This window comes from Actinomadura sediminis, assembly GCF_042675525.1.
In the GTDB taxonomy this organism is placed as follows: Bacteria; Actinomycetota; Actinomycetes; order Streptosporangiales; family Streptosporangiaceae; genus Spirillospora; species Spirillospora sediminis.
Genome location: NZ_JBHTJA010000002.1, coordinates 223,761 through 249,350, shown reverse-complemented (window position 1 = coordinate 249,350; position 25,590 = coordinate 223,761). Strand labels below are relative to the sequence as shown.

Here is a 25,590-nt window from a genome sequence, read left to right as displayed (position 1 = left end):
TCACGGCCCACGCGGCGCCGGGGCCGTCGGCCACGTGGACGTGAAACCGTGCTGCCGGCCGGGGACCCCCGGTGACCGGGAGTGCGGCCGGGGCGGCCGGCCGGGATCGCGGCGTGGTCTGTGTCCGGCACGGCGGACGAACGTGCCCGCGCACGGGGTCTGGACGGGTGCGACCGCGCAGGCCGGTGAACCGGGCCCGCTCCCGCAGGAATCGGACGCCGACGACGAGGCGCAGCGGGGCGATCTCCCCCGGGCGCCGTCCCGCCTCGTCCTGCTCGCGGCCGCGTACCGGGGCGATGCCGAGGCGGGCGGAACCGTGCACATCGAGCGAAAGGGCGAGGAGACCACAGATGACGCGTGAAGCACAGCGGAAGGTCGCGGTCGTGACGGGCGGTACGGCCGGTGTCGGGCGGGCCGCCGTCCGCGAGCTCGCCGGGCGCGGGTACGACGTCGCGGTCCTGGCCCGCGGCGAGGCCGGGCTGGAGGGAGCGGCGGCGGACGTGCGCGCGGCGGGCGGACGTGCGCTGCCGCTGACGACCGACGTCGCCGACGAGGAGGCCGTCCGGCGGGCCGCCGACCGGACGGAGGCGGAACTCGGGCCCATCGACGTCTGGGTCAACGCGGCGTTCTGCGGATCGCTGGCCTTCTCCTGGGACACCGGCATGGACGAATGGCGGCGGATCAACGACGTCACCTACTTCGGGCAGGTCCACGGGACGCTCGCCGCGCTGGAGCGGATGCGGCCCCGGGACCGCGGCGTGATCGTCAACGTGGGCTCGGCGATGGCCTACCGCTCGATCCCGCTGCAGGCGCCGTACTGCGCCGCCAAGCACGCCGTGAAGGGGTTCACCGAATCGGTGATGACCGAGCTCGCCCACGACAAGAGCAAGGTGAAGCTGTGCATGGTGCAGCTTCCCGGGCTGAACACACCGCAGTTCAACTGGAACCTGAACAAGCTCGACCGCCATCCGATGCCGGTGCCGCCGATCTTCCAGCCCGAACTCGCCGGCCGCGCCATCGCGCACCTGGCCGAGCATCCCCGCCGCAACATGTGGGTGGGCCTGTCCACCGCCTACACCATCCTCGGCGAACGCCTCGCCCCCAAGTTCATGGACCTGTACCTGGGCCGGTCGGGCGTCAAGTCGCAGCAGACCGGCGAGGACGCGCCGCGGCTGGGGCCGAACCTGTTCCGTCCGGGCGACGATGCCGAGGATCAGGGGGCCCACGGCCCGTTCGACGACCAGGCGCACGCGCGGGACCCGCTGCTGGAGCTGTCGATCAGGCGTTCCGCCGCGCTCGGGATCGCCGGGGCGGCCGCCGTGCTCGGCGGAGCGGCCGTCGCGGTGCTGAGCCGCCGCTGACCACCGCGCCCGCGGCGGGCAGGGAACACTCATGGAAAGAAAGAGATGACGGATCCGTTCGGTGACTGGCTCGTCGGGGATTGGACCCGTCTGGGCGCCGTGGCGGGCAAGGCGGCGCTGATGTACGCCGCCGCGCTCCTCGCGCTGCGCGTGGGCGAGCGGCGCATGCTCGCCCAGTGGACGACCACCGACTTCGTGGCGGCCGTGGCGATCGGCGCCATCATCGGCCGCACCGCGGTCGCCTCCCGGCAGTCCTTCGTCGTCGGGGCCGTCGCCATCGCCACGCTGGTCGCCGTGCACCGCGCCGCGAGCGTCCTCCGGTTCCACCGTTGGGGACGCAAGCTGTCGGACCATCCCGTCCGGGTGCTCGTCACGCACGGGCGGATCTCCGGGCGGCAGCTTCGTGTCTGCGGCCTGACCGAGAGCGACCTGTACGCGCAGCTACGCCGTCGGGGGGTCTTCGTTCGACCTGTCGGACGTCCGCTACGTCCTCTACGAGAGCGGCGGGGCGCTGACGGTCGTCATCGGGGACGACCGGGACGCGCCCGTGCCGACGCTGGTGAGCGCCGGTCTGCGCGAGTCGGTCGGCTCGTCGCGCGACGCCGGGGAGCGGCCGCCGAGCGGCGATCGTCCGTAGGCGCGCGTCGGCCGCGGGACCCGCGGCCGGCACCGCTTCCACGGCGCGGACGCTCTTGTCACCCCGAAGAAGTGTGACTCCCGATCGCTGGGTAGCAGTGACGTGACCGGTGATCGCCGGGGCCGGTCCGCGCCCGCACGGCTGTATTGGAGGCCGCCTGCTCATGACCGATGACGCACGCTCGGGCACGCTGACCACCCAGATCCCCGCGCGCATGGACCGACTGCCGTGGTCGCGGTTCCACTGGATGATCGTCGTCGGGCTCGGGACGGTGTGGATCCTCGACGGGCTCGAGGTGACCATCGTCGGGTCCGTCGCCGCGCGGCTGACCGAACAGGGCAGCGGCGTCGACATGTCCGCGGCCGACATCGGGTACGCGGCGGCGATCTACGTCGCCGGAGCCTGTACCGGTGCGCTGCTGTTCGGGCAGCTCACCGACCGGTTCGGCCGCAAGAAGCTGTTCATCGTCACGCTGGCCGTCTACGTCGCCGCGACGGTGGCGACCGCGTTCGCGTTCGCCCCCTGGTACTTCTTCGTGTGCCGGTTCGTCACCGGGATGGGCATCGGCGGCGAGTACGCGGCGATCAACTCGGCGATCGACGAGCTGATCCCCGCCCGCGCACGCGGCCGGGTGGACATCATCATCAACGGCAGCTACTGGGCGGGGGCCGCGCTCGGCGCCCTGGCCGCCGTGTTCTTCCTGAACACGGCGATCTTCCCGCTGGACATGGGGTGGCGGCTGGCGTTCGGCGTGGGCGGACTCCTCGGCCTCGTCATCATGTTCGTCCGTCGGCACGTCCCGGAGAGCCCGCGCTGGCTGTTCATCCACGGGCGTGAGGACGAGGCCGAGCGGATCGTCGACGGGATCGAGCGCGAGGTCCGCGAGGACACCGGGCAGGATCTGGAGGAACCGGACCAGAGCATCACGGTCCGGCAGCGCAAGGTCATCCCGTTCCGGCAGATCGCCGCGGTCGCCTTCAAGATCTACCCGCGGCGGGCGGTCCTCGGGCTGGCGCTGTTCGTGGGGCAGGCGTTCCTGTACAACGCGGTGACGTTCGACCTCGGCACGATCCTGAGCAAGGTCTTCGACGTGGCGTCCGGGACGGTGCCGTACTTCTTCGCCATGTTCGCGCTGGGCAACTTCCTCGGCCCGCTCCTGCTCGGACGGCTGTTCGACACGGTGGGCCGCAAGCCGATGATCTGCGGAACCTATCTGGTGTCGTCGGCGCTCACCGTCCTGCTCGGCGTCCTGCTGGCCGCCGGCGGGCTGACGACGTGGACGTTCATGGCACTGATCGGTGTGACGTTCTTCTTCGCCTCGGCGGGCGCCAGCTCCGCCTACCTGACGGTCAGCGAGATCTTCCCCATGGAGACCCGGGCGCTGGCCATCGCGTTCTTCTACGCGATCGGCACGGCCACCGGGGGCATCACGGGCCCGCTCGTCTTCGGCCGGCTGATCGACACCGGCGAGGCGAACCTGATCGCGATCGGCTTCTTCGTCGGCGCGGGGATCATGGCCCTGGGCGGTCTCGCCGAGCTGTTCTTCGGCGTCCGCGCGGAACGGACCTCGCTGGAGAACATCGCCAAGCCGCTCACCGTGGAGGAGGCGGAAGAGGACGAGGGGTCCCCATCGGGCGAACCCGCGGCCGGGGCCGGGGAAACGCGGCCGGAACGCCGCGCCGCCCTGCAGGCCCGGCGCGACGCCGAGGAGCAGCGGGCGCGCGCGGCCGAGCACCGCGCCGCCGCCCACGAGCTGAAGCCGCGCTCGGACGCCGGGGATCGGGAGGCCGCGGAGCGGCGGCGGGTGGAGGAGGTGCTCGCGCAGGCCGCCGAGTGGGACGCCGAACGCCTGCTGGAGGAGGCCGCCGCGCACGACGAGCGGGCCGCGGCCGAGGACGCCGGCACCGAGGCCGGACGCCGCGGCGCCCTGGACCGGGCCGCGGCCGCGGACGAGCGGGCCCGGGCGCTGCACCAGCGGACGGAGACGCTGACCGCCGCCGACCGGGAAGGCGCGAGGACCCACGCGGACCTGGCCGAGGCCGCGGCCCAGCGGGCGCGGTCCCGCGAACAGAGCGCGATGGCCGCACAGGCCCGCGACCGGGCGGCGGAACTGGAGGGGCCCGAAGCGGACATCGCCCGGGGCCAGGCCGAGATGTACGGCGAATGGGAGAAGATGCACGCGGAGCTGGCACGCGCGCACGTGGCGCGCGCCGGAGGCGACGAGGACACGGCCTCCCGGCACGGCGGGCGGGCCGAGGTCCATCGGCTGCGCGCCGAGGCCGCGGCCGACCGCATGGAGGCGGCGCAGCACCGCTCCGCGGCGGCGTCCCTCGCGGCGGAGACGGGCACGGCCGAGGACGCGCGGCGCGAGCGCGAGTCGGCCGCGGAGCGACGGCGCGCCGCCCGTGAGCGCGAGCGGCGCATCCGCGAACGCGTCCTCCGCCGTGAGCAGCGGCGGCCGACGGGGCTGCGGCGGTTGCTCCCCGGCCCGGGCGAGACCTTCTACTCGCCGGGGATGCTGGGGACGGCGAGCCGGTGGTCGTCGGACGGGGAGACCGCCCTGGACCGCGAGGTCACCGCCATCGCGCGCGCCCTCGGCGAGCACGGACCGATGGACCGCCGTCGGCTCGCCGAGCTGGTCGGCGCGCGTTACTGGGGACCGGGCCGGTTCCGCGCCGCGCTCCGCGAGGCCGTCCACGAGGGCCTGGCCCGGCCACAGCCGCGTAACCGGTTCGCGCCCTCGCCCGACCATGCCGACACGAACACGGACGTCGACCGATGATCCGATGCCGGTTCCTCGGCCACGACTACCGCTTCTCCGCCGAAGGGAAGACGATGCGCTGGCGGTGCGCACGGCAGTGCGGAGCCGGCGGCGCCAAGGACTACCCCACCGCGTCCGACGCGCGACGTTACGCCCGCGCCTTCGACCGGAAGGACAAGGAGGACATGGGACGGCGCGCGCCGCTCGTCGGCCTGTTCCCCCTGCGCCTGTTCCGTGCGTTGCGCGGCCGGCGGGACGTCGGGTCGGGCCCGGCACCGGGGAACCGGACGCGTCCACCCGGCTGAACGGGCCGTCACCGGGGCGTCCGCGGCATCGGCGCGGCGGTCGCCGTGCCGCCGCCCCGACCCGCAGCGCAGAAGGACGGAGGCGCCGCTCAAGGTTCGTGAGGGCGCGTCTTGCGCCCGTCCCTCTGCCAGGCCACCATGGCCGCTCCGGCGCATACACCGCCCAGAACGTCCATCGCCAGATCGGCCACCGTGTCGCCATAACCGACGATCATCCGAGCCCCCAGACGGACCGCGCTCCACTCGTAGACCTCCCACAGCACGCCGCTCAACGCGGCCAGCATCGCGACGATGAGCGTGATCGCCACGAGCGGGCGCGCGAGCGCGGGATCCCGCAAGGGGGGCAGGCAGCCCAACTTGGCGAGGCCCGAGTAGAGGACCGCGGCGACCGAACCGCCCGTCACCGCATGGACGACCCAGTCGCTCCAGGCGTACTGGGCGTACCATCCGGCCACGGACGCCCAAGTGGCGAGGGTGAGCGCGACGCCGAAGGCCAGATCGAACGGCCCCGGGATCCCGCTCTGCCGGGCGGCCACCAGAACCAGGAACATCAGGCCGAACCGAACGGCCGCCTCGGCGGGCTGGGCCAGGGGCGCCAGGACTGCGCTGCCCAGCACCACCGCCCGCACGAGATCGGCCAGCGATCCGGCGGCCTCCGCGTACTTTCCGGTACCGCTCATGTCGTGAGCGGCTTCCCGAGAGAGGACCGCCGAACCGGGTCGGCCGCTTCTTTCCGGACGACCTCCTCCGGCGACGTCGGCCCCGCGCCGCGACGGCGTCGCGGCGGTCCGGGCGCGGAGCCTCGCATCGTTTGCCCGGACACCGGTGGGGTAGGCGCGCACACCGGCGCCGTGGTGACGCGGCGCGCCGCGTCCGCCGTCCGACCTCGGGAAGCATGGAACCGGCGATGTTCGATCAGCTTCGGGAATTGAACGTTCCGAGATGGGAGGGGTTCGCGCTCCGGGCGTCGGCGGGACTGCTCGCCGTCCTAGGTGCGGCGGCGGGGTTCTTCCTGCTTCTGGGGGCCGTGGAGTACCGGTTCCGGCCGCTGATCGCGCTTGACCGGACGGTCGGGGACGCCTTGAACGACCTGGTGGCCGCCAACGGGCTCCTCGTGGGGGCGCTGCACCGCGTCACCGACCTCGGCGGCCGGGAGACGTCGACCTACGTCCTCGTGGTCGTCACCGCCTTCCTGCTGATCCGCAGACGGCCCCGGCCGGCGGTCTACGTCGTCGTCACCGCGATGGGCACGCTCGTCCTGAGTCCCGCCCTGAAGGTGCTCGTGGGGCGGTTGCGCCCGGTGGTCGACACACCGGTCGCCGATGCGCCCGGGATGAGCTTCCCGAGCGGACACGCGCTGTCCTCGACCGTCTGCTACGGGGTGCTGCTGCTGGTCTTCCTGCCGACCGTCCGCCGCGGGTGGAGACCCGCCCTCATCGCGACCGTGGCCGCGCTGGTTCTGCTCATCGGATTCACGCGCGTGGCGCTGGGCGTCCACTTTCTCAGCGACGTGGTCGCCGGGTGGCTGCTCGGCGTCCTCTGGCTCGGCGTCACGGCGGTGGCCTTCCGTCGCTGGCTGCGAGACGGCGGGACGTCCCCTCCCCCGATCGCCGAAGGACTCGAACCCGGCGCCGGACGGGCGCTGCGCGGAGCCCCGGAGGCCCGTGAGCGCACCGAGCATCTCCTGCGCGGAATCTCGGAGCTGGCCGTGGGAGGGGTGCTGATCTTCGGCGTGCTGTTCGGTGCGGGCCTGCTCGTGACCGAGGTCCTGTCCACCGGGAGCGTCGTCGTCTCCGCCGACCGCGGCGTCGCGCAGTGGATGGCCCGGCACCGGGTGCCGCCGCTCACCGACGTCAGCCTGGTCGTCACCCGGGTCGGCGGGACGCGCTGGATCGTCACCGTTCTCGTCACCGTCTGCGTGCTCGTCCTGGCCCTGCTCCGGCGTTGGCGCCCGGTGCTCTTCCTGCTCGTGGTGGTGGGCGGCGAGACCCTGCTGTTCCTGGCGTCCTCGGCCGTCGTCTCCCGGGGCCGTCCCGCGGTGCCGCATGCCGGACCGGAACTGCCGCCGACCTCCAGCTTCCCGTCCGGCCACGTGGCCGCGACCGCCTGCCTGTACGGCGCGATCGCGCTGCTGGCGTGGCGATGCGCCCGCCGCCGGTGGCGCCTGCCCGCCCTCGCGGCGGCGATCGTTCTTCCCGTGGTCGTCGCCTTCACGCGCCTGTACGGGGGCGTGCACTACCTCACCGACGTCCTGGGCAGTCTCCTGCTCGCCTCGCTGTGGCTCGCGCTGTGCTGGTGGGTGATCCGGCCGACGGCGCCGCCGGCCGCCGAGGAGACGCCCGCGCCGGCCGGCGATTGACGAAGGACGCGCGCGACGCGGCGGCGGGTTCGGGTTTCGCCGCACCGAGGGCCCGGCCGCGCATCCGCCGGCGCTTCGCGGCCGGCCGGGCCGGCGCCCTCAGGTCCCTTCCATGCCCTTCAGCTCGTACAGCTCGGCACGATGCTCGCGCAGGACGGGAAGCCGTTCCCGGGCGAGCGCGATGACCTGGGGAGACGAGCCCCGCGCGATCTCCCGCTGCGTCGCCTCGATCGCTTCTTCGTGGCCCGCGATCATCGCGGTCATCCAGGCGAGGTTGAACAACCGCTCCTCGCGGTCCTTCAGCGCGTCCAGCTCCATCCGCTGCCGTGCGGACGGCGCGTGAGGCAGCTCCACGCCGAGTCCGGCGGCCGTGGCCTCCAGCTTCGCGTCGAGCCGGCGGTGATCGCGGACGAGCATCGCACCAGCCGCTCTGACCTGGGCGTCGGCGCTCCGGTGCCGGGCCAGCAGCCCGGCTTCGATCTCGGTGAGGTTCACCCGGTGGGCCTGCGCCATCCAGTCGGCGTCCTGCACCGAGACCCGGCCCGGGACGGACGAGGTCCCCGGCACGTCCCGGACGTCGGCGGGCTCCGTGCACGCCGCGGGCGCGACCATCAGCGCCGTGACGGCGAACGGGACGGCGAGCAGGCGGTTGCGCATCATGATCTCCGTATGGACGGCGTCACGGTTCCGGGCCGCGAACCCGCCGGTCGAAGGACTCGGACGTGCGGGCGGAGCGAAGCCCGCCCGATCGCGCCCTCGAAGGCCGGTCTCAGGGCCGCCGGCGTGATCGGGCCGCACCGGGTTCTCTGCCTCGGTTCCCGCACCGTGCCGGACTATGCGGGCAGGCCGCGAGCCGCATCAGCGTCTCCGGGTGCCGTGCGCGGCGACAAGGCCGTTGCCCAGCGCGAGGGCGGCCGGTCACGCCGGGCGCGGTGGCCCGCCGCCGACACACCCGGCACGACGCGGTGCGAAGGACGGCCGGACGCGCGACTCCGGGCCGGCGCCGTGAGCGGGCACGCTCACGGCGTTCCGCCCAGTTCGCTCGCGAGGGCGGCGATCGTCTCTCGCGGGTGGGTCGTTCCGGGGAAGTAGGCGCAGACCCGTTCGGCCACGTCGCCGAACCGGGCCTTGATCTCGGTGGCGCATTCCGCCGGCGTCCCGACGACCGCCAGGGTCCGCATCATCGTGTCGTCGATCAGCCCGATCATGGCCATGACGTCGCCGGTCTTCGACAGCGCGTTCAGCTCGGGTTGCAGGTCCCCCCACCCCTCGATCTCCAGGACCGGCCTGTACGCGGGGGTCGAGCCATAGAACGCGAGCAGCCCCTTCACCCCGAAGGCGGCGGCCTCGATCGCCTCCGGAGTGTCGCCCATCGCGACGATCGCCTGCGGGTACAGGTCGATCCGCTCGCGACCCGCCAGTTCCAGTCCCTCGGCCACCGCCGGAAGCGTGCGCTCGCGGAAATGCCGGCGGCTGTGGAACGGCATCACCAGCAGCCCGTCGGCGACCTCGGCCGCCGTCCGGGTCATCACCGGCCCCAGCGCGCCGAGGAGGACCGGCGGAACGCCGTAGGGGTTCGGTCCGGGACTGAACGTCGCGGGCATCAATGTGTGCTCGGTGAACTCGCCGCGGAAGTCCAGCGGGGTGCCGTCCTGCCAGGAGTTCAGGATCGCCTTCACCGCGAGCACCGCCTCGCGCATCCGGGCGGCCGGCCTGCTCCAGGTGGAGCCGTACCGCTTCTCGATGTGCGGCCTGATCTGCGAGCCCAATCCGAGCCGGAACCGGCCCTTGCTCAGCAATTGCAGGTCATAGGCCATGTTGGCCAGGTTCATCGGGCTGCGGGGGATCGCGATCGCGACGTTGGTCATCAGGTCGGTCGGCGGTACGTCCGACGAGCCGGCCGCGACGATCAGCGGCAGGAACACATCGTGCGGGCCCTCGAAGGCGAACAGGCCGTCCACCCCGGCCGCGATCAGCTCGCGGGCCCGCTGCGCCGCCTCGTCCGGTCGTCCGTCCAGTTGCACATCGAGCTTCACTGACCGATCTCCGTTCCGCGCAACGCGCCACGTGCCTTGATGAGGAGCAGGTCGCGCGGCGTTGCCACGTCGACGCCCGCCCAATACGTTCATTCGGCAATGATGTTCGCAATCGAACCGGATGCGAGGCCGGCTCGGCACCGAAAGCGGCCGACGCCGGGGCCGCGCCTCCATCGTCCTTGAGCGCGGTCGCCGCAGGCGGCGACGCCGACCGGGTCTACGCGCCCGGCGGCCGTCCGTGGGTCAAGGCTCATCGGCGCCGTGCTGCTCCTGCTGTCCTGCCCGATCGGCGCCGTCCTGCTGGTGCGCAACCTCCGCACCTGGCCGCGGACGCAGACCGCGTTGTAGACATCGGAGCCCGCCAGCGGGCACGCGCAAATGTAGCTACGCACAAGCGAGAATGTGCCTCTTGACACACAAAAACCTCAGTGCCAACCTACTTTCACTCCGGTGCCGCAGGTCACAGGGGCGAGCGGTGCGGTCGGACGGACGAGCACGAACACCGGGCCGGCCGTCCGGGAGCGGCCTGGCGCCGCCGCGGGCGCCCGCGCGGTGCCGCGCATCCGGAGGCCGGTGAACGAGCCCGGCCCGCCGCGGCCGCCCGTCACGGGGTGCAGTCAACGACGAATGAGGCTGGTGCCAGGTGTTCGAGAGACCGACACGACGTCACAAGTGGGCGCTCGCGGCCGCAGTGGGCGCCGCTGCGCTGATCGCATCAGCACTCCCCCAGGCGGCCGCAGGGCAGGCGCCGGAAGATCCACTCTCGCGCGCCCGGGTGCAGGTCGATTTCCGCGCCCGGGAAGGCCGGCTGCTGCACACCGAGCGGCTGAACAACTTCGCCAACCCTTCGGTCGTTCCCGAACGGCGCACCGACGACGCGGCGTTCCTCAGCGAGCAGGGCCTTCATGCCGACATCCACCGCGTCTGGATGGACGATGACGCCGACGAGGGCACCGCGCACGCGGATCTGTGCGTTGTCGAGACGAACACCTGCGACTTCTCGCCGGTCGCCGCCTACCTCCGCGACGCCGCCGCCATGGCCGATTCCCTGCTCGTGGTTCCGATGCCCACGACCCTCATCGGGCAGAGGCGTCCGCCCGCCGAAACCAAGGCGATCCTCAAGATGATCATCAAAGGTCTGAAGGAGCGCCACCCGAAGATCGAGTACATCGAGGCCTTCAACGAACCCGACATGCACTTCTACGGCGCCCAGGTCCGCAACGGGCGGGAGCCCGTCCTCCGCCCCGAGGAGCTCTACTCCTACTACGTGCCGGTCTACGAGGTGGTGAACGAGGTCAACCGGGAGCTCAAGCCGAGGGTCCCCCTCAAGGTCGGCGGACCGGCTCTGACGAGCCTCAACGACACGTGGATGAAAGCGTTCCTCGACGGGTACGCCAACGACCGGAATCCCGGAAAGCGCCTCGATTTCATCTCCTATCACGGCTATGGCGAATTCGATGAGAAATTTCAGAAGTATCACTTCTACAAGGGGAACCCGAGCGAGGTACGCACCCAACGCGCCCGGCTCGACAGGATGCTCGCCGACCGCGGCATCAAGACCAACATCCCCGCGTTCATCACCGAATCGGGGATATACCCGGGCCCCGCGTTCGACGATGCCGAGGGGACGACCGACTACGTCCGGCAGGCGGCCGGCATGGCTTCGCTCCACTACTGGTATTCGAAGCAGCCCGAGACCTATCCGTTCAACTGGGTGGTCCGCCACGGGTCCAATGCGGAGTCCCGCAAGGATCAGCTCGTGACACCGCGCCCGCAGCCGGGCATGCCCATCCCCGCGGACACCTTCACGCCCTACGGCAACATGATGCTGATGCAGTCCAAGATGAAGGCCACGCGAGTGAAGGCCGCCTCGGACGGCCTCGACGCGGGACAAGGCGTCTATGCGCTCGCTTCGATGGACAAAACGGGCGCCTCGCTCATGGTCTGGAATTACCAGCACATCAACCGCGAACGCTTCCGGGCGCGGATCGCCATGTCGCACCTGCCCGCGCGCCTCAGGCACGGCCCGGTTCACCAGCGCATGTACCGGGTCGACCAGACGACGAGCAACTACTTCGCCGATCCGGCCAAGGCCGAACTGCAACTGGTCGACGAGAGGACCGTCGACCTCGGTGAGCACCACACCGAGAGCATCGACCTCGAGCCCAACGCGATCTACCTGATCCTCCTGGAGCCCGCGTAACCCGTCCCCGGGCCCATGCAGCCCGACGAAGGCGGACCGGTGCGCTCCCCGCGTCATGGCCGCCCGGCCGTCCGCTCCGGGCCCGGAACGCTCAGGCGACCTCATTGATCAGCGAACCGGCGGCGGGCATGCGCGTGATCGTCGGCAGGACGGCACCCTCTGACGAGGCACTCCAAAAAGACGGTACCGTCTACTCGACGGAGTCACCATCCGGAGGGGCGCGATGGGTTACGGGATCATGCCGTACGCGGTCAGCGTGGAAGTGCTGAGTTCGCCGCACGAGTACACCGGCGACCCGGAAGACTTCCTCGCCTGGCTGCAGGAACTCTACTGCTCCGATGACGCGGAGGCCGGGCCGACGCCGCAGGTCATGAGGGAACTCTTCTACGCCGAGCCTTACACCGGCACCGAAGGCCGCGTCTACGGCCACGCCCTCGAGTCGCTCTGCAAGCGCTTCGGCGGCCTCCTCGGCAATGACCACTGGTACCCGTGCGGGGACCGCCATCTCGCCGCCGTCCGGGAGACCCTCAGCGGCCTCGGTGTGGACCTCGATCCGCGGGACCTGATCTGGTCAGGCCCGCCCGTGCCACTGCCGGAGATCGAAGACCGGCCCGTCATCGGCCACCTACGGCGCGACGAGATGGGGCCGATCGCGGCGGCGCTGGACGCCGCGGACCTCTCGGCGGTCACCGACCGATCCGTCGCCGGCGCCATCACCGAACTGCACGGCTGGCTGCGGCGCTGCCTGGAGGACGACGGCAGGTTCCCCTGCGACCTCGTCTGCTTCTATTACTGACCCACCGGGACAGGAGAGATATCGGCCAGGCCCTCCCCCGCCCCGGCGGCTCGGACGAAGCCGGACACGGACCCGCTCGGGCCGCGCGGCCCGCCACGCGGCCGACGTGCACATCAGCCGCGCCGCGGCGGCCATCGGCCGCCCGTAGACCCCCCAAGCGCGGCACACGGTGTTTGGGTACGCTGCCAAGCTATGCAAAAGGGACGTAAGCACCCGGTTCTCCGTTCCGGCCGCCGGCCGGCCTCGCTGGAGGAGGGCCAGGCGCCGCCGTCCCCACTGTCTGCGGCCGCCGGATGCACATGTCGTGCAGGGCAGCGGCTCCACCTCCCAGACCCCAGAGAGCAACTCGTATGAACGCACTTCCGCTGCTATTGATCGGCCTCGCGATGTTCGCGGGCGGATACCTCCTGTACTCGAAGTTCCTGGGCGATCGCGTCTACAAGCTCGACGCGTCCTTCGAGACGCCCGCGCACGAGCTGCAGGACGGCGTGGACTACGTCCCGACCAACAAGTTCGTGCTGTGGGGCCACCACTTCACCTCGGTCGCGGGCGCGGCTCCGATCGTCGGCCCCGCGATCGCCGTGATCTGGGGCTGGCTGCCCGCGTTCCTGTGGGTCACCCTCGGCACGGTCTTCTTCGCGGGCATGCACGACCTGGGCGCCCTGTGGGCCTCGGCGCGCAACAAGGGCCGCTCGATGGGCACGCTCTCGGGCCGCTACATCGGCCGCCGGGGCGCGAACCTCTTCCTCGTCGTGATCTTCCTGTTGCTCCTGATGGTGGTCGCGGCCTTCGCGGTGGTCATCAAGAACCTGCTGATCTCCACCCCCTCCGCGGTGATCCCCGCCTGGGGCGCGGTCGCGGTGGCGCTGCTGGTCGGCCAGGCCGTCTACCGCTACAAGATGAGTCTCGGCCTGGTCACCGTGCTCGGCGTCGCGGCGCTCTACGGCCTGATCGTCCTCGGTGACGCAGTCCCGGTGGAGCTGCCCGACCCGATCCTGGGCATGTCCCCGGCGACGTTCTGGATCATCGCACTCTTCGTCTACGCCGGCATCGCCTCCCTGCTGCCCGTGTGGGTGCTGCTCCAGCCGCGCGACTACATCAACGGCGTCCAGCTCTTCGTCGGGCTCGGCATCCTGTTCGTGGCCGTGCTGCTGAGCACCCCGACGATCGTCGCCCCCGCCTTCAACGACGCCGTGCCCGCGGGCACCCCGAGCCTCGTGCCGCTGCTCTTCGTCACCATCGCGTGCGGCGCGATCTCCGGCTTCCACGGCATGGTCTCCTCGGGCACCACCTCGAAGCAGCTCGACAAGGAGACCGACGCCCGCTTCGTCGGCTACTTCGGCGCGGTCGGCGAGGGCATGCTCGCGCTCGGCGCCATCATCGCCGCCGTCGCGGGCTACCGCACCCTGGCCGACTGGGAGGCCGTCTACAGCGCCTTCGGCGAGGGCGGCGTCGGGGCGTTCGTCGCGGGCGGCGGCGAGATCGTCAACAGCGGCCTGGGCCTGCCGGCCTCGCTGAGCTCGACGGTCCTGGCGACCATGGCGATCCTGTTCGCGGCCACCACCATGGACACCGGCGTGCGCCTGCTGCGCTTCGTCGTCCAGGAGGCCGGCGAGGTCGCCAAGGTGAAGATCAACAATGTCGTCGGCACCCTCATCGCGCTCGCCGCCGGCATGGGGCTCACCTTCAGCCAGGGCGCCGAGGGCGCCGGCGGCCTCCGCATCTGGCCGCTGTTCGGCACCAGCAACCAGCTCCTGGCCTCCCTGACCCTGTCCATCGTCGCGGTCATGCTGATCCGCAAGCGGCGCAACCCCGTGCCGGCGATCGTGCCCCTCGTGGTCGTGTTCGTGATGGCGTTCTGGGCCGCGCTCGTGCAGCTCGGCGACCTCTACGACGCCCGGGACTGGCTGCTGCTGACCATCGACGTCGTCATCATCGTCGCCGCCGTGTGGGTCGCCTTCGAGGCGGTCGTCGCGATGCGGCGGGCGTCCCGGGAGCCGCCGGAGGCCCCCGACGCCGATGTGACGGAGAAGGCCGGGCTGACGGGATGACATCCCGCTGGGCCTCGTTCCGTGCCGGGCTGGAGGAGTTCTACGCCGGCCCCTACCGGCGTACCTTCGCCCGCGCACGGCGCGAGGAGGACGACCTCTTCCGGATGGTCGTCCTCGCGGAGGCACTGGGCGTGCCCGACCCGGCGGCGTACTACACCGCCGAGCTGATGCCCGCCCTCTACGAGGACTTTCACGCCTGGCATCGCCGGATGGGCATGGACCGCTCGCCTCTGGAGCATGTCGGGTGCTGCTAGACCTCGTCGCCTCGCGCAGGGTCGTCTTCGTCGGCGGCAAGGGCGGGGTCGGCAAGACGTCCATCGCCGCGGCGCTCGCCCTGGGCCGTGCCCGGGCGGGCGCCCGCGCGCTGCTCGTTTCCACCGACCCCGCCCACAACCTCGGCCATCTCTGGGACCGCCCGGTGGGCGACGAGCCCGTGCGCCTCGCCGGCCCCGGGGATCTCGTCCCCAGGGCGGGGGCCGGGACGGCGGGGTACGTCGACGGGCTGGAGATCGACCCGGAGCGGACGGTCGAGCGGCACCTGTCCGCGGTCGCCGGGACGATGCGGCGGCTGCTCCCCGAGCGGATGCACGCACCCGCCGCCCGCCACCTGGAGCTGGCCCGGCAAGCGCCCGGCACCCACGAGTCCGCGGTCCTGGAACGGATCGCCGAGGCCGTGGAACTCGGGGAGGAGGCGTACGACCTCGTCGTCTTCGACACGGCCCCGTCCGGCCACACGCTTCGGCTGCTCGCGCTGCCCGAGCAGCTCACCTCCTGGACCGAGGCCCTGCTCGCCAACCGCGACCGGTCCGACCGGTTCGGCGCCGCACTCCGCGGTGTCGGCGGCGGCGAGGAGACCGACCGCGACGCCGAGCTGCGCCGGATCCTCGTACGCCGGCGCGACCGCTTCTCCCTGCTGCGCGACGTGGTGACGGACCCGGCGCGGACCGGTTTCGTGATCGTGCTGACCGCCGAGCGTCTCCCGATCGCCGAGACCATGGAGGTGCACGAGAAGCTCACCGGCCTCGGCGTGGACGTGGCCGCGCTCGTCGCCAACCGCCGTTCCCCGGCCGATGCCGGGGAACTGCTCGCCCAGCGCCGGAAGCGGGAGGACGAGCACCTCGCCCGGCTGCGGGAGCGGGTCCCGGACGTACCGCTGCTCGACGTGCCGTTGCTGCCGGGGGATCTGGCGGGCACAGAGGCGCTGGCCGCGCTGGCCGACCGGCTCGGCCCCTCCCCTTCCTGAGTTCGCGGGCGATGTCCGCCTACCCGCCGGCCTGGTGGCGTGCGCCTAACCGGAGGTGCCGAATGCGCGGACGGTGTTGAGGAGGTTGGACCCGTCCCCGAGGAACTCGACACCGTCGGCGGTGACCCAATTGCGCCCGCTGTAGAAGATCGGCGCGTACCAGGCGTTCTCCACCAAGAACGCGTTGATCCGCTTGTACAGGGCGGCCGCCTGCGCGGGGTCGCCCGCGGCGTTCGCCCGGTCCAGCATCCGCGTGAGTTCGGGGTCCCGAGTGCCGAACACGTTGCGCGGGCCTTCCGGGTCCACCGAGTTCTTCACCTCGATCGAAGCGGCGTTGAGCCCCTCGACCTGGAGGAGCATGCCGTACTTCTGTGAGGTGACCGACGATGCGCTGTTCTGCGGGGGCGTCGGTTCCCATGTCACCTCGATGCCGATCTCCGCCAGCGACTGGGTGACCGTCGGCTCGAACGGCTTGGTGAAGAACAGGCTCGGCATGCGCACGGCGAACCCGTCCGGATACCCGGCCTCCGCGAGCAGCTTCTTCGCGGCCGCCGGGTCATGGGCGTAGGTCTGCTCCAGCGCGGGGTCGTAGGCCTCGCCCTCGGGACCGAACACCTGCCGCGTCGGCTTGCCCGCTCCGCGCAGCAACTGCTCGACGATCTTCTCGCGGTCGAAGGCCATGTTGATCGCCTTGCGCACCCGCACGTCCGACAGCGGCTTCACCACTTTCCCGCCGCGGTCGGAGAGGCTCAGCATCCCCACCACGACCGCGTCGATGAACGTCACCTCGAATCCGCCGGACTTGAACTGGTCGACGTGCGCGGCTTCCACGCTGGCCGCGTTCAGCCGTCCGGACCGCAACGCGTTGACGATCGCCGTGCGGTCCTTCATCACCTGCAGCCTGACGGTCTCGAACGGGTACGCCTTCGCGTTCCAGTGGTCGTCCCGCTTCTTCAGGACGTACTCCGATGCGTTGACCGTCGACTCGTCCAGGACGTACGGGCCCGAACCGACCGGGTTCAGCGCCGTGCGCTCGGTGTCCAGCGTCTTCGGGTCCCCGATGACGCCGACCGCTCCCGCCAGCGAGCGCAGGAGCGCACCGTCCGGCTCCTTCAGGCGAAGGACGACCGTGCGCGCGTCCGGGGCGTCGACCGATTCGATCGAGGCCACCGTGAAGCTGTTCGGCCCGGGGGTCGACAGCGTCCGTTCCAGCGTGGCCTTCACCGCTGCGGCCGTCACGGGGGCTCCGCTGCTGAACGTCATGCCTTCCCGCAGCTTCAGGGTGAGCGTCGTGCGATCGTCGGAGTACGCCCAGCTCTCGGCGGCGTTCGGCTGCAGTTCGCCCTTGTTGTCGACGGAGAGGAGCGTGTCGTAGATCGAGCTCCAGACGTAGGCCTGCGTTCCGCTCAGGAGTTGCGCGGGGTCGAACGAGTTCGGCGTGTTCTGGACGGCCAAGGAGAGCGTCTCGGCGTCCGTCTGCGACTGCTCGGCCGAGGCACCGCATGACGCCGTCGCCAGCAACGCGGTCGCGGCCACCACCGCCGTGGGGAGCCGGAGTGGCAGCCGCCGTCCTGTGGATCGAATGAGCATCGCGCACGTTCCTTCGTCCTGGACGCACGGTTTCACCGCCGCGCCATCCCGCCGGGGTCTACCCGACATCAGACGTGCGGCCCGCCGGGAGCGGCAAGAGGTTGCCATGTGTTGCCGCCGCGCTCGCCGGCGACCGATTTCAGCCGTGCAGCAGCAGGTGGGCGTCCGCGCCCGTGACCTCGTGGACGTCCCGAGCGCCGCCGCCGAGCCGGGCCGGCCGGCCGAAGCGGCACCGACCGCCGTCCGGTCACGGCAACAGGTGGCAAGCAGTTGCCGGACGAATCCTCGGGCCGCTGTGATGAACCGACGATCAGCACGGCGCCCCCGCGTGCGGCCCTGCCAGTGGAGGTGGGCCCCTATGACGCAGTCTCCGAACGCTCCCGCCGTCCGCATGGCGATCGGAGCCGTGAGGCCATGCCCGAGAAGGGACTCTTAGCTTCCATGCAGCCAAATCATCACGACCGCGGTATTCGCTCGGTGCTCTCGACGGTCATGTTCGAACCGGATCAGATGCAACGGCTGCGTGAGGCGTTCGCTCCGGCGGAGTTCGTTCATGTCACGCCGTGGGACGACGCCGGCATCGCGCGTGCGCTCGAGCACGCGGACGTCGCCGTCATCGGGGGCGACCTCGACGAACGGTATCTCGCCGCGCCGCGCCTGGCGTGGGTGCACTGCGACCACTCCGGTCTCAACAGATCCGCGAGGCCCGAGCTCTTCGAGCGGGGGCTGATCGTCACCGGGTCCGCCGGCCGTTCCGCCCCCGCCCTGGCCCAACACGGATTCTATTTCGCGCTCGCGCTCAATTTCGACGCCCGGGGGCTGTTCGAAATGCAGGACGCGCACCTCTGGCGCTACATCGACGGCTACGAGAAGAAACTGGCGTTGTGGGGGAAGACGCTGGGCATCGTCGGTTTCGGCCACACGGCCCGGGAGATGGCGCGCCTCGGCAAGGCGTTCGGCATGCGCGTGATCGTGTACCGGCGCCGCCCCGCAGAAGAGGCCCCGGACGTGGACGTCAGGACGACGGAGACCTCATGGGGCCGCTCCTCGACGAGGCCGACGTCGTCATGATCGCCGCCCAGTTGACCGACTCGACCCGCCACCTCTTCTCGACCGGCGAGTTCGCGCGGATGAAGAGTGCCGCGTTCGTCGTCAACATGGCACGCGGTGAGATCATCGATCAGGACGCCCTCATCGAGGCCCTGCGGGCGGGAGAGATCGCGGGCGCCGGGCTCGACGTGGCCACGCCCGAGCCGCTCCCTCCGGAGTCCCCGCTCTGGGACCTCCCCAATGTCATGATCACGCCCCACGTGACCCCGGCCGTCCCGGACCGCACCCGGCGCTCGGTCGACATCATCGTCGAGAACATCGGGCGCTACCGCGCCGGCGAGCCCCTCCTGAATGCGCTGACCGAGCGCGACGTCTATACGCAGAACGTCCATACGCGGAAGCGGCGCGATTGAAACCACGGGGCACCGACACGACTCCACTCTCTCCCGACAGTCAGGACGTTCGATGTCAGCAGGTGACGTGACACATATCGGCCGCCGCGGTGCCCCGCCCTCGGGCGTCGTCCTGGACCGAGCCACCGGCCCGCACGGCGCCGCCGGCACGATGGTCCTGTTGAACTCGCTCGGCACCACCACCGCCCTATGGGACGACGTCGTGCCGTTCTTGACCGACTCGCTCGACGTGGCGCGATTCGATCAACGCGGTCACGGTAACGCCACGGACTCCGCGGCGCCTCAGGGGATCGACGAGCTCGTCGACGACGTGCTGCGTGTCGTCGACCGCCTCGACGCCGGACCGGTCCATCTCGCGGGGATCTCGATCGGCGGCATGATCGCGATTCGCGCCGCGCGCCGGGCGCCCGGCCGCGTCTCGTCCCTCGCCGTCATGTGCTGCGCGGCGGTGCTCGACCGGCGGAGCTGGATCGCGCGGGCGGGCCTCGTCCGGCGGCGGGGAATGGCGGCGATCGTCCCGCCCGTGCTGGATCGCTGGTTCGCGCCGGAGTTCCGGCGCGAACGGCCCGACGTCGTCCGCGCCTACGCCGACATGCTGGGCTCGACGGATCCGGAAGGGTACGCGATCGGCTGCGACGTGCTCGCCGACGCGGACGTACGCGACGGCCTGGGCCGGATCGACGCCCGCACGCTGGTTCTGGGCGGCGCGGAGGACCCGGCCACTCCCCCGCACGAGCAGCGCGCCATCGCGCGCGCGATGCGGCGGGCGCGGCTGGAGATCCTTCCGGGTGTCGCCCACCTCGCCCCTGCGGCGGCACCGGAGGAGGTCGCAGCGGCCCTGAAGGCGCACGCCCTGGACCGTCCGGGCGACGCGGCCCGTACATGACGACCGAATCACCAGAGGAGACGTGACATTGGCTTCATCGGTCTGGGCGTGATGGGACGGCCGATGGCCGCCAACCTCGCCGCGGCCGGTCACCGGCTCACCGTCTACCGCGACAGCGCGGCGGCCCGCGAGGCGCTCGGGGATCGGGCACGGTTCGCGGGGTCCGTGGCGGAAGTCGTGCGGAACAGCGAAGTCGTCGTCCTCATGCTCCCGGACACCCCCGACGTCGAAGCGGTGATGCGCGGCGAGGACGGCGTGCTCGCCGCGCTGCGGCCGGGCGCTCTCGTCATCGACATGAGCTCGATCTCGCCCTCCGCGGAGCGTGCGCTCGCCGGCGAGGTCGCCGCGGCCGGTGGCGGCTACCTGGACGCCCCGGTGTCCGGCGGGGAGGTCGGGGCACGCGAGGGGACACTGTCGATCATGGTCGGTGGCGACCGTGCGGCCGTCGACAGAGCCGCGCCGATCTTCGAGGTGCTCGGGGGGCGGGTCTCCCACGTCGGCGCGGCCGGCGCCGGCCAGGTGGCGAAGGTGGCGAACCAGATCGTGGTCGGCGTGACGATCGAGGCGGTCGCCGAGGCGCTGCGCCTGGCCGGGGCCGCGGGCGTGGACCCGGGCGCCGTCCGCGACGCCCTGCTGGGCGGGTTCGCGTCGTCGCGCGTGCTCGAGGTGCACGGGGAACGAATGATCAAGGGCGAGTTCGAGCCGGGGTTCCGCATCGCGCTCCACCGCAAGGATCTGGGGCTCGCCGTGGAGGCGTCGGCTCGGCTCGATGTGCCGCTGCCCGCCTCGGGGCTGGTGCACCAGCTGATGAACGCGGCGGTGGCCGCCGGTCTGGGCGATCACGACCACTCCGCTCTCGCACTGCTCCCGGACGGGCGGACGGGCTGACCCGTCCGCCCCGCCGGGGCGCTGGGGCGCTGGGGCGCACCCGTCGGCAAGACCGGACGGCGTTCCGGACGGCGCCGACCGCTCAGGGCGAGGCATCGTCACGCCACGGCCGACACCAGATGGGCCGGGCCTCTCATGGCCCTTTGACAGGAAGAGATGACCCCGCATGCCGAGCAGATGGCAACGGCCGTTCACGGTCTTCCAGACGAACCTCCAGGAAGTCGATGCCGTCATGGACGTCGAGGCCGCGCTCGACGTCATCGAGGACCACGGCGCGGACACCTGGCTGGTCAACGCCGGCGGGATCGTCGCGTTCTATCCGACCGACCTGCCGTTTCAGGCACGGAACCCGTTCCTCGCCGACCGCCCTTCCGGGGACCTGCTGGGCGACGCGGTGACCGCCGCCGAGCGGCGGGGCGTCCAGGTGATCGCGCGGCTGGACCTCTCCAAGGTCTCCGCCGCGGTCGCCGCGGAGCATCCCGAGTGGCTGTTCGGTTCGGCCGCGGGCGAGCCGCAGATCTACAACGCGCTGTACAGCACGTGCCCTTCTGGGGATTACTACCAGAATCGCGCGCTGGACATCCTGGACGAGATCCTCGACCGGTACGCCGTCGGCGGCTTCTTCGTCAACTGGTTCAATTTCAATGAACGCGACTACAGTGAAGTCGTCCACGGCATTTGCCATTGTGCGTCGTGCGCCGAAAGGTTCGCCGAGTTCAGCAACGGTCGCGCACTCCCCACCGCCCACGACACCGCCGACCTTCCCCTGTGGCTGCGCTACACCGCCGCCACGCTGGAAGATCTCGGGCGGAAGTACACCGGCCACGTGGCGTCGCGCGACCGCGATCTCGCGCTCGTCCTGTCCAAGGGCGCCCCGGTTCTCTACTGCGAGGGCAACAACGCCTTCCGGCACATGCCCGGCAAGGAGCTGTGGCCCCACGCGACCGCCGAGACGGTGAGCGCTCACCTGTCGGCCCGGCCGGGAGCACCGCTCGTCCTCAACGCGCCGGCGCACGTCGATTCGACGTATCGCATGGGTGCCGAGCAGCCCGAACACCTCGCCCAGCATCTGCTTCAGGCGATCGCGCGCGGCGGTAATCCCTCGACCTACATCCTCGGCGCACCGGGCCGGTTGCCGATGACGAGCGTCTCGCTGGCCCGGGACGTCACCCGGTTCCACCGCGAGCGGCACGACCTCTACGCGACGTTGCGGCCGGCCGCGACGATCGCCCTGGTGCGGCCCGGGGTCGGGCGCGGCGGCCGCGCGGCCGGCCGCGCGGCGCTCGAGGAGTTCCGCGGGACGTACCAGGCGCTGCAGGAGGGGCACCTGCCCTTCGACGTGGTCGGGCTCCGCGACCTGGCGGCGATGGGCACCGGCGGCCGGCTGGACCGTTACCGGCTCATCGTGCTGCCCGACGTCGGAGCCCTCGGAGCCGAGGCGTCCGGCGTGGTGGACGCGTTCGTCGAACGCGGCGGGAACCTGCTCGCCACCGGCGGCAGCGGGATCACCCCGGAGGGCGGCGTGGAACTGGCGGCGAGCCCGGCGGCCCGCCGTATCGGCGCCCCCCTGACCGGCGAGGAGGTGTGGTCGACGTATGCCACTCTGGACGAGCAGCCGCACGCCGGCGAGAACCGGTTCGTCGGGTCGGTCGTCCCGGTGTACGGGAGCAACGCCCGCTACGTCTGGAAGCCGGGCGGAGACAAGTCGGGCTCCATCCTCGCCCAGGCCCCGTGGGGGCCGCCGGAGCTGAGCTACGGCCACACCGTCAGCGGTGATCCGGCGGTCGCCTCGATCCGGTACGGATCCGGCGTGTCGTCCATGATCACGTCGACGATCGGCCGCGCGTACCGGGAGTTCGCCAAGACCGAGATCCGCGAGCACCTGCTGAGCGTGGTGGAGCCGCTGGCGGACGTCCGGGTCGGCGCGGCACTGCCCGAACAGGTCGAGCTCATCCTGGGGCGGGACGAAGAGGGCTACGTGGTGCACCTGCTCAACCAGACGGGACTGCGGCGTCGCTCGTTCGGTCCGCACGTGCCGGTCGCCGACGGCCGCCTGATGCTGCACCGCGCGACCGGGAACGAGTCGGTCACCTCGCTCACGACCCGGCGGAGGCTCGGCGCGCGAATGGACGGGGACGTCCTCGTCATCGACCTTCCCGTCATCGACCTGTTCGAAGTGATCTGCATCCGCCCGGCGACCGTGCCGGAGGAGGCGAGAGGAGGCGGCGCCTCCTGACGGGCGTCACGTGCGGCCCGGGCCGCCGCGGCCCGCGGTGACATGCGTGCGGCGGCGCCGGGCGGTCGAGTCGCGGACGATGAGGCGCACGGGGAGCGGCATCGGCCGCACGGGCGGGCTCGCGGGCTCGCCGCGGTGGGCGAGCACGGCGTGGACGGCCGCCCTGCCCTGGGCGCGCAGCGGGGCGGCCACGGTGGTCAGTCCCGGAGAGACGATCCGGGCGGGGAAGATGTCGTCGAAGCCGATCACGCTGACGTCCTCCGGCACCCGGACCCCGCCGCTCTGGAGGGCGAGCATCAGGCCGATCGCGAGCTGGTCGTTGTAGGCCACGACGGCCGTCGGCGGGTCGGCGCGCAGCCGGTCGGCCGCCGCGCGGCCGCCCGCGACCGTGGGGGCGAACGGGCCGATGCGCTGCGCCCGGCGGCCGAGGTTCGCGGCCGACTCGCGGAGCGTGCGCCAGCGCATCCCGTCCGCCCACGAGGCCTCCGGCCCGGCGACGTAGGTCACCGCCCGGTGCCCCAGCCCGGCGAGGTGTTCGGCCGCCCGGCGCATGCCGCACGCGTCGTCGAGGACGATGCTCGGGACGTCCGCGACGTCGCGGTTGAGAACGACCGTGGGGCGCTGCCCGGCGACCACGCGGATGGCGGAGTCGGGCAGGCGGGTGCCCGCGAGGACGATCCCCTCGACACCGGGCAGCGCGCGCCGGAGGCTGTCGCGCTCGAGCGTGTCGGACTCCTGCGCGTCGATGAGCAGCAGGACGTAGCCCGCCTCGGCGGCGGCGGATTCGGCGCCGCGGATGATCTCGGCGTAGAAGGCGTTGGTCACGTCGGACACGACGAGGGCGAGCATCGACGTGCGGGTGCCGGCGGCCGCCGGGGACGCCGGCACCGTGCGGTACCCGAGTTCGGTCGCCACCCGCCGGATGCGCTCGGCGGTCTCGGCGTTGACCCGCCCCGGCCGGGAGAAGGCCCGCGACACCGTGGAGGCCGCGACACCCGCCGCCTGCGCCACGTTGTAGATCGTCGGTGGTCTGCCGGAACGGTCCGCTGTGCCGGTCATCATGCCTCGCTTCCACCGATTGAGAATGGCATTCTCGATAGATGGAGACAACATACGGCAACTGCTTGCCGCCGTGCACGGGGCGAACGTCTGATGGTGCGCGTAACCCAGGCGCAACATCCCGTCCACCCGACGGTTCTCCAGGACGAAGGACCCCCACGATGCGCATTCGATCCACCGGCCGGAGACCGGCCCTGACCGCGCTGGCCGCGGCCGCGGTGCTGGCGACGGCGTCCTGCGGCGCTTCCGGTGAGCGGCCGGCGGCGGCCGCCGCGACGCTGTCCATCGCCGTCCAGGGCGCCCCCAACTCGTTCGACCCCGCGCTGCTCGTCGACGGCACGCAGGCCTACGTCTGGAGCGCGGTCTACGACACCCTGCTCATGGTCGACAACAAGGGCGAACTGCGGCCGAACGCCGCGGAGAGCTGGAACTACTCCGACGACGGGAAGGCGCTCACCCTGAAGCTGCGGCAGGGCATGACCTTCAGCGGCGGCGCGCCCGTTACCTCGGCGGCGGTGAAGACGACGCTGGAGCGGACGATGTCGAAGCCCGGCCCCAACCGGTTCCGGTTGTCGGCGGTCGAGACGGTCGAGACGCCGGACGAGCGCACGGTCGTCCTGCGGCTGAAGGAACCGGACGGTGCGCTGCCGCACTCCCTGGCGACGACGATCGGGGTGATCGGCGACCCGAAGACCCTGGAGGCCGAGCGGACGGCGCTCGACCCGGTCGGTTCGGGCCCGTACGTCCTGGACGGGGCGACGGTCAACGGCTCGAAGTACGTCCTGAAGAAGCGGGACGACTACTGGAACGCGAAGGCCTACCCGTTCGAGACCGTCGAGGTCCGCGTGATCAAGGACCGCACGGCCACCGTCAACGCGCTGCAGTCGGGGACGCTGAACGCGGCCAGCGTCGAGGTCACGCACGTCGACCGGCTCGAGGCCGCGGGGTTCGACACGAAGTTCATCGACGCCGAGGCCGTGGGAACGCTGTCCCTCGCCGACCGGAACGGTGAGGTGCTCGAGCCCCTTGGGGACGAGCGGGTGCGCAAGGCGATCAACATGGCGTTCGACCGCGACAAGATCGTCCAGCAGCTGCTGCGCGGAGCCGGCAAGCCGACGCGGCAGCTGTTCAATCCCAAGGGCGACGCGTACGATCCCGCCCTCGAGAAGGAGTACCCCTACGACCCGGCGGCGGCGAAGAGGCTCATGGCCGAGGCCGGATACGCGGACGGGTTCGCGGTCCACATGCCGAGCCTGTTCTTCACCAAGCCGTTCGAGCCCACGATCACCCAGTCGCTCGGGGAGATCGGGATCAAGGTGACCTGGGACCCCACGCCCCCGCAGAACAGCGTCTCGGCGATCGCGTCCGAGAAGTACGGGATGTTCGTCATGGTCGAGGGGTTCAACAGCACCCCCGTCGAGGTGAAGGACTACCTCGCCCCGGACGGCCCCAAGAACGTCTTCGACTCCTCGGACCCCGAGCTCGACGAGCTGCTCGACCGGGTGAACGCCGAGCGGGACCCGGCGAAGGCGGCCGGGCTGTACAGGCGGATCAACGCCTTCACGGTCGAGAACGCCTGGTCCGCGCCGATCTTCTACAGCGGGCGCCACTGGGTGACCGACGACGGTGTCGAGTTCCTCGGCGACGGGTCGAACACGTTCCCCACCGTCCGGGCGTTCGGCGTCTCCGGCTAGTCCCGGACGCCGCGGGCGGCGT

General features: G+C 71.6%; 22 protein-coding genes. 17 read left to right on the top strand and 5 right to left on the bottom strand.

All coding sequences use genetic code 11. The features are described 5' to 3' along the window. Nucleotides 1–142 precede the first annotated feature (142 nt). The 5 genes from ACFQ11_RS02885 (at nt 143) to ACFQ11_RS02865 (ending at nt 5,064) form a co-directional block, all read left to right on the top strand. Nucleotides 143–361: a hypothetical protein gene (locus tag ACFQ11_RS02885; protein WP_378296155.1), complete on the top strand. Its 219-nt coding sequence runs from the start codon at nt 143–145 to the stop codon at nt 359–361. Further along, a complete protein-coding gene (locus tag ACFQ11_RS02880; protein WP_378296154.1) occupies nt 351–1,361 on the top strand; it encodes an SDR family oxidoreductase in 1,011 nt (336 codons plus the stop codon). Before ACFQ11_RS02885 ends, ACFQ11_RS02880 begins: the two co-directional genes overlap by 11 nt. 45 nt (nt 1,362–1,406) lie before the next feature. Next, nucleotides 1,407–2,075, top strand: a complete 669-nt coding sequence (locus tag ACFQ11_RS02875) for a DUF421 domain-containing protein (protein ID WP_378296153.1) — start codon at nt 1,407–1,409, stop codon at nt 2,073–2,075. A gap of 86 nt (nt 2,076–2,161) precedes the next feature. Then, on the top strand, nt 2,162–4,780 hold the full coding sequence (locus tag ACFQ11_RS02870) for an MFS transporter (protein ID WP_378296152.1): 2,619 nt from the start codon (nt 2,162–2,164) through the stop codon (nt 4,778–4,780). After that, nucleotides 4,777–5,064 carry a hypothetical protein gene (locus ACFQ11_RS02865; RefSeq protein ID WP_378296151.1) on the top strand — a complete coding sequence of 96 codons (288 nt, stop codon included), beginning with the start codon at nt 4,777–4,779 and terminating at the stop codon, nt 5,062–5,064. The genes ACFQ11_RS02870 and ACFQ11_RS02865 overlap by 4 nt, the downstream gene beginning before the upstream one ends. 89 nt (nt 5,065–5,153) lie before the next feature. On the opposite strand, the gene ACFQ11_RS02860 is transcribed toward ACFQ11_RS02865, so the two are convergent. After that, a complete protein-coding gene (locus ACFQ11_RS02860) occupies nt 5,154–5,744 on the bottom strand; it encodes a hypothetical protein (protein ID WP_378296150.1) in 591 nt (196 codons plus the stop codon). Between the two features lie 248 nt (nt 5,745–5,992). Between ACFQ11_RS02860 and ACFQ11_RS02855 the strand changes: the two genes are divergently transcribed. Further along, nucleotides 5,993–7,423 (top strand): phosphatase PAP2 family protein, encoded by a 1,431-nt coding sequence (locus ACFQ11_RS02855; protein WP_378296149.1) that lies wholly within the window; start codon nt 5,993–5,995, stop codon nt 7,421–7,423. A 99-nt stretch (nt 7,424–7,522) separates the two neighbouring features. Here the strand turns inward: ACFQ11_RS02855 and ACFQ11_RS02850 are convergent, their stop codons facing one another. Both ACFQ11_RS02850 and ACFQ11_RS02845 read right to left on the bottom strand, forming a co-directional pair. Next, nucleotides 7,523–8,083 (bottom strand): DUF4142 domain-containing protein, encoded by a 561-nt coding sequence (locus tag ACFQ11_RS02850; RefSeq protein WP_378296148.1) that lies wholly within the window; start codon nt 8,081–8,083, stop codon nt 7,523–7,525. A gap of 359 nt (nt 8,084–8,442) precedes the next feature. Beyond that, nucleotides 8,443–9,459 carry a TIGR03617 family F420-dependent LLM class oxidoreductase gene (locus ACFQ11_RS02845; protein WP_378296147.1) on the bottom strand — a complete coding sequence of 339 codons (1,017 nt, stop codon included), beginning with the start codon at nt 9,457–9,459 and terminating at the stop codon, nt 8,443–8,445. 643 nt (nt 9,460–10,102) lie between these two features. Here ACFQ11_RS02845 and ACFQ11_RS02840 point away from each other — a divergent pair. The 5 genes from ACFQ11_RS02840 (at nt 10,103) to ACFQ11_RS02820 (ending at nt 15,752) form a co-directional block, all read left to right on the top strand. Continuing rightward, a complete protein-coding gene (locus ACFQ11_RS02840) occupies nt 10,103–11,662 on the top strand; it encodes a hypothetical protein (RefSeq protein WP_378296146.1) in 1,560 nt (519 codons plus the stop codon). Between the two features lie 223 nt (nt 11,663–11,885). Beyond that, nucleotides 11,886–12,458 (top strand): DUF7691 family protein, encoded by a 573-nt coding sequence (locus ACFQ11_RS02835; protein ID WP_378296144.1) that lies wholly within the window; start codon nt 11,886–11,888, stop codon nt 12,456–12,458. Nucleotides 12,459–12,808: 350 nt separating this feature from the next. Further along, nucleotides 12,809–14,509 carry a carbon starvation CstA family protein gene (locus ACFQ11_RS02830; RefSeq protein ID WP_378296143.1) on the top strand — a complete coding sequence of 567 codons (1,701 nt, stop codon included), beginning with the start codon at nt 12,809–12,811 and terminating at the stop codon, nt 14,507–14,509. Further along, the gene (locus ACFQ11_RS02825) at nt 14,506–14,763 is read left to right on the top strand and encodes a cory-CC-star protein (protein WP_132046568.1); all 258 of its coding nucleotides are present in this window, start codon (nt 14,506–14,508) and stop codon (nt 14,761–14,763) included. Before ACFQ11_RS02830 ends, ACFQ11_RS02825 begins: the two co-directional genes overlap by 4 nt. Next, nucleotides 14,754–15,752, top strand: a complete 999-nt coding sequence (locus ACFQ11_RS02820) for an ArsA family ATPase (RefSeq protein WP_378296142.1) — start codon at nt 14,754–14,756, stop codon at nt 15,750–15,752. The genes ACFQ11_RS02825 and ACFQ11_RS02820 overlap by 10 nt, the downstream gene beginning before the upstream one ends. 45 nt (nt 15,753–15,797) lie before the next feature. Here the strand turns inward: ACFQ11_RS02820 and ACFQ11_RS02815 are convergent, their stop codons facing one another. Beyond that, nucleotides 15,798–17,342: an ABC transporter substrate-binding protein gene (locus ACFQ11_RS02815; RefSeq protein WP_378296141.1), complete on the bottom strand. Its 1,545-nt coding sequence runs from the start codon at nt 17,340–17,342 to the stop codon at nt 15,798–15,800. 414 nt (nt 17,343–17,756) lie between these two features. Between ACFQ11_RS02815 and ACFQ11_RS02810 the strand changes: the two genes are divergently transcribed. The 5 genes from ACFQ11_RS02810 (at nt 17,757) to ACFQ11_RS02790 (ending at nt 22,815) form a co-directional block, all read left to right on the top strand. Next, nucleotides 17,757–18,413, top strand: a complete 657-nt coding sequence (locus tag ACFQ11_RS02810; RefSeq protein ID WP_378296140.1) for an NAD(P)-dependent oxidoreductase — start codon at nt 17,757–17,759, stop codon at nt 18,411–18,413. Next, nucleotides 18,377–18,805, top strand: a complete 429-nt coding sequence (locus ACFQ11_RS02805) for an NAD(P)-dependent oxidoreductase (protein WP_378296139.1) — start codon at nt 18,377–18,379, stop codon at nt 18,803–18,805. Before ACFQ11_RS02810 ends, ACFQ11_RS02805 begins: the two co-directional genes overlap by 37 nt. 52 nt (nt 18,806–18,857) lie before the next feature. Continuing rightward, entirely contained in the window at nt 18,858–19,691 is an 834-nt protein-coding gene (locus ACFQ11_RS02800; protein WP_378296138.1) for an alpha/beta fold hydrolase, read from the top strand. Nucleotides 19,692–19,718: 27 nt separating this feature from the next. Further along, nucleotides 19,719–20,579 (top strand): 2-hydroxy-3-oxopropionate reductase, encoded by an 861-nt coding sequence (locus tag ACFQ11_RS02795; protein WP_378296174.1) that lies wholly within the window; start codon nt 19,719–19,721, stop codon nt 20,577–20,579. Nucleotides 20,580–20,745: 166 nt separating this feature from the next. Beyond that, on the top strand, nt 20,746–22,815 hold the full coding sequence (locus ACFQ11_RS02790; protein WP_378296137.1) for a beta-galactosidase: 2,070 nt from the start codon (nt 20,746–20,748) through the stop codon (nt 22,813–22,815). Nucleotides 22,816–22,821: 6 nt separating this feature from the next. On the opposite strand, the gene ACFQ11_RS02785 is transcribed toward ACFQ11_RS02790, so the two are convergent. Next, on the bottom strand, nt 22,822–23,874 hold the full coding sequence (locus ACFQ11_RS02785; RefSeq protein WP_378296136.1) for a LacI family DNA-binding transcriptional regulator: 1,053 nt from the start codon (nt 23,872–23,874) through the stop codon (nt 22,822–22,824). Between the two features lie 161 nt (nt 23,875–24,035). Here ACFQ11_RS02785 and ACFQ11_RS02780 point away from each other — a divergent pair, with 161 nt between their 5' ends. Next, nucleotides 24,036–25,568, top strand: a complete 1,533-nt coding sequence (locus tag ACFQ11_RS02780; RefSeq protein ID WP_378296135.1) for an ABC transporter substrate-binding protein — start codon at nt 24,036–24,038, stop codon at nt 25,566–25,568. The last annotated feature ends 22 nt before the right edge of the window (nt 25,569–25,590 follow it).